Source organism: Pseudomonas sp. SDO5532_S415 (genome assembly GCF_054071155.1).
On record NZ_JBSVWS010000284.1, the window covers coordinates 1 to 4,286 of the forward strand.

The 4,286-nt window shown below is 62.0% G+C and carries 3 protein-coding genes; all 3 read right to left on the bottom strand.

Annotated elements, in window-relative coordinates:
• Positions 1-41 precede the first annotated feature (41 nt).
• The 3 genes from ACW9HW_RS29130 to ACW9HW_RS29140 all read right to left on the bottom strand — a co-directional run bounded on the left by ACW9HW_RS29130 (position 42) and on the right by ACW9HW_RS29140 (position 4,096).
• Positions 42-1,106, bottom strand: a complete 1,065-nt coding sequence (locus ACW9HW_RS29130) for a GlxA family transcriptional regulator (protein ID WP_095197399.1) — start codon at positions 1,104-1,106, stop codon at positions 42-44.
• A gap of 9 nt (positions 1,107-1,115) precedes the next feature.
• Positions 1,116-2,777, bottom strand: a complete 1,662-nt coding sequence (locus ACW9HW_RS29135) for a choline dehydrogenase (protein WP_095197400.1) — start codon at positions 2,775-2,777, stop codon at positions 1,116-1,118.
• Between the two features lie 149 nt (positions 2,778-2,926).
• Positions 2,927-4,096: an aromatic ring-hydroxylating oxygenase subunit alpha gene (locus ACW9HW_RS29140; RefSeq protein ID WP_095197401.1), complete on the bottom strand. Its 1,170-nt coding sequence runs from the start codon at positions 4,094-4,096 to the stop codon at positions 2,927-2,929.
• Between the last annotated feature and the right edge of the window lie 190 nt (positions 4,097-4,286).

The following is a 4,286-nucleotide window of genomic DNA, read 5'->3' on the forward strand; positions in this document are numbered from 1 at the left end:
GCCTTCGCCGGCAAGCCTGACTCCGACGAAAAGCGATCGCATCACTGTGCTTCGGTCGGCCGCTGTTCCTTGCGCAGCGGCTGGCGCATCACCGGGGCGGTCCACACCTGGCTGCGGTCTTCGCTGGGCGGACAGCCGAAGCGTGCGCGGTAGGTGCGGGAAAAGTGTTCCAGCGAACCGAACCCGGAACAGGCCGCCACTTGTGCCACGCTCAGGCGCGTCTGTTGCAGCAAACTGTGGGCCTTGGCCAGCCGCAAGGTGATGTAGTACTTGAGCGGTGACAGACCGGTCTGGTGCTTGAATTGCCGCTCCAGTTGCCGACGCGACAACCCGACCTGGCCGGCAATCGCCTCGCAATCCAGCGGTTCCTCCAGGGCCTTTTCCATCAACTGCACGGCGCGGCGAATCTTGCTGCCGTACAGGCCGGTGTTGGTCAGGCCGCCGTCGAGCTGATTGTCCGCCGGCGCACGCACCTGGCCCATCAACAGGTGCATGCCGATTTCCCGTGCCAGCTCGCTGTCGATGCTCTGGCCGATCCAGCCGAGCAGCATGTCCAGCGTCGTTGTCGCGCCGGCACAGGTCATGCGCTGGCGTTCCAGGGTGTAGAGCTGAGGCTTGGCATGGACCCGCGGATAGCTTTCCTGAAAACCCTGCAGATTGTCCCAATGCACGGCGGCTTCATAACCATCAAGCACGCCAGCGGCAGCCAGTAACTCGGTGCCGGTTTCCACGCCCATCAACACCGCGCCGAACAGTGCCTGTTTGCGCAGCCAGCTCTTGAGCGCCAGATTGCGACTGTGTTTGTGCACATCGAAACTGGCAATCACCAGGCACACATCAAACCCCTGGTCGGCCTTCAAACCATCGTTGGCGACGGTGGTCAGGCCGTTGCTGGCCTGCACCGGCTCGCCATCGAGCGACAACAGCGACCACTGGAACAATTGGCGCTGACTCAACCAGTTGGCAATCGCCAAGGGCTCCAGCACGGCGGCCAGGCCGAAGTTGGAAAACGACGGCAACAGCAACACCGCCACGCGCATGGGCGCGACATCGCCGCGCCGCCAGGTGAATCGGTTTTCTGTATGACTGGACGACTGACTGCTCATGACTGATCTCTATCGTTGCCGTGTCTGCCATTGCGGATGAATCCATACCGGCGCCTCGGAGGGCGGCAAGGGTTGCCTGCCGCGAATCATGTCGCTGGCCTTTTCCGCGATCATCACCGTCGGCGCGTTGGTGTTGCCGCTGACAATCACCGGCATGATCGAAGCGTCCACCACCCGCAAGCCATCGAGGCCATGCACGCGCAGTTGCGGGTCGACCACCGCTTCGGCATCGCTCGACGGCCCCATCTTGCAAGTACCGCTGGCATGGTAGCCGGTTTCCGTGACTTGCCTGGCCCAGGCATCCAGCGCTTCGTCACTTTGCGCGTGCGGGCCGGGCACCAGTTCCTCGCCCCTGAACGCGGCCATGGCCGGTTGCGCGATGATCTCGCGCACCAATCGCGCACCGGCGCGCATGTCAGCTCGATCCTGCTCGGTTTTCAGATAATTGAACAGGATGCGCGGTGGCTGTCGAGGGTCGGCGCTATTGAGGGTGACGCTGCCCAGGCTGGTGGGGCGCATCAGGTCGATATGGATCTGGAAGGCGTGGTCCGGCACCAGATCGACACTGCCGGGTTTTACCGCCAGCGGCATGAAGGTCAGTTGCAGGTCGGGGTGTTCGACCCCGGCCCGGGAGCGAATGAACGCCCCGGCTTCGAAATGGTTGCTCGCCGCCAGCCCGTCGTGGGTGACGAACCAGCGTGCGCCTATCCACCATTTGCCCGGCGCGGTGGTCCAGGGATACAGCGACACCGGTTTCTTGCACAGGTACTGCACGACGGTGTCGGGATGGTCGTTGAGGCGCCGGCCGACACCGGGCAGGTCATGTTTGACTGTGATGCCGAGGTCGCGCAGTTCCGCCGCCGGGCCTACACCAGACAGCAGCAACAGCTGTGGGGAATTGATCGCACCGGCGGTCAGCAGCACTTCGCGGCGGGCTTGGGCGGTGTGGATTTCGCCGTTCTGTTCGTACTCGATGCCGATGGCGCGTCGGTCGTCGAACAGAATGCGCAACGCCAGTGCGTCGGTGTGCACCTGCACATTGCCCCGGCCCAGCGCTTCGCGCAGATAACCGCGCGAAGTGCTCCAGCGACGGCCGTTGCGGGTGGTGCGGTCCACCGGGCCGAAGGCTTCCTGGCGATAACCGTTCAGGTCGCTGCTCAAGCCATACCCGGCCTCGACACCGGCTGCGAGAAACGCCGCGCACAATGGCGTTTGCGTATCGCCGGGGGTGACATGCAGATGCCCGGTCGCCCCGCGGTAATCGTCCGCGCCGTCGGCATGGTTCTGCGCACGTTTGAAATACGGCAGCACTTCTTGATAACGCCAGCCTTCGCAACCCTGTTCGGCCCAGGCGTCGTAATCCCGGGCATGGCCGCGGATGTAAACCATGCCATTGATCGACGACGAACCGCCCAGAGTCCGGCCTCGCGGCGTGCCGATGCGACGACCGTCCAGGTACGGTTCAGGCTCTGAGCTATAGCTCCAGTTGTAGCGTGTGCCACCGACCACCATCCCCACCGCGGACGGCATGTCGATGGTCCAGCTCTTGTCCGCAGGCCCGGCCTCCAGCAGCAGAATCCGCACCGCCGGATCTTCGCCCAGGCGGTTGGCCAGCACGCAGCCCGCAGAGCCTGCGCCCACAATCAGGTAATCAAACTCATGGTTGGCCATGGTTCGGGGTGCTCCTTCAATGAAAGGTCACAACACAAATCCCTTGTGGGAGCGAGCCTGCTCGCGAAAGCGGTGTATCAGTCAACATCGATGTTGAATGTTATGGCCTCTTCGCGAGCAGGCTCGCTCCCACAGGGATTGTGGTTGGCTTAGATCACGGACTTACCGTGAATCCCGTTAAACACCAACCGATGAAAGTGATGCACCAGATGCTCGCTCTCGTTGCTGCGCTGGGCGTCGATCATGTAGCGGCCCTGGTCGTAGCCCAGCGAATGCAGGCCTTTCTGCACCGAGATGTTCAGCGCGATGTCCTCCGGTCCCAGGTCCTCGTTCATCCACTTCATGCAGGACTCGGTGACCTGTGCGGTCTCGGCATTGTTGGAGTAGTAACCAAACCGCAGCAGCGAGCGCTCGGCGTCCAGCGGAATCATGATGAACGAGCCCAGGAACTCCGAGAACGGGAAGGTGTAGAAGGTGTTGTTCGGCCACATGCCGATGTTGAAGAAGCATTCGTCCGGGTTGAGATCCTTGCGCAATGGCACACCGTAGGCTTCGGTCACGGTAAGGTTGGCCGGGGCGATGTAGGTCCACCAGTTGTCGCGTTTGGTCAGCTGGTATCCCTTGAAGTCGATCAGCTTGGCCAGGTCGATATGGCAGGGCCCCGACAACTTGAAGTGATAGCCCTCGATGGAGTTGTCCATGATCACCTTCCAGTTGGCCGGCACGATCACGTCCTGTTCTTCGATCAGGCGCATGTTGGCCAGGTCCGGGAACACCCGGCGCATTTCTTCGTCGGCACCGGGGAACAAATCCCGCAGCGACGGCGCCGCCGGGTCGAGGTTGAAGTAGATGAAGCCGCCCATTTCCTCGGTGCGGATCTGCGGAATGTTGAACTGCTGCAACTCGAAGTTTTTCATCTTCTCGCAACGGGGCGCGCTGCGCAGGCTGCCGTCCATTTCGTAGCACCACGAGTGATAGGCACAACGCACCACGCCGCCGGTGGTGCCGCGACGTTCCTCAAGCAGACGATTGCCGCGATGCTGGCAGACGTTGTGGAACGCATGGATCTGCCCCTGACGATTCTTCGCCACCACCACGCTCTGGTCGAACAGATCCGTCACCACGAACTGACCCGGCTCGGCAAACTCGCTGACGTGCCCGGCCACATGCCAGGCGTGCATGAAAATGTTGTCGCGCTCGGCCTTGAACAGGGTCTCATCGTAGAAGTAACGCGAGGGCAGGGTGAAGGCTTCTTCCGGGTCCTGATGATCCCAGCCGTCGATCGAGCTTTGTGCTTTGAGGTTCTGGACATTTTGCATCGGGGCGATCTCCTCGGTGACTGGCGCCGCACGGTACGGCTTGGTTGTGGGACCTAATCTAGGGGGCGGGGAGGAGGGCGGATTGATGTAAAGCGACCAGTTGCAGGGTGAAAACATCAAGGCGAGGATCGTCTCAGGGCGAAAAGATCGCAGCCTTCGGCAGCTCCTACACAGGCGGCGTACACCTGTA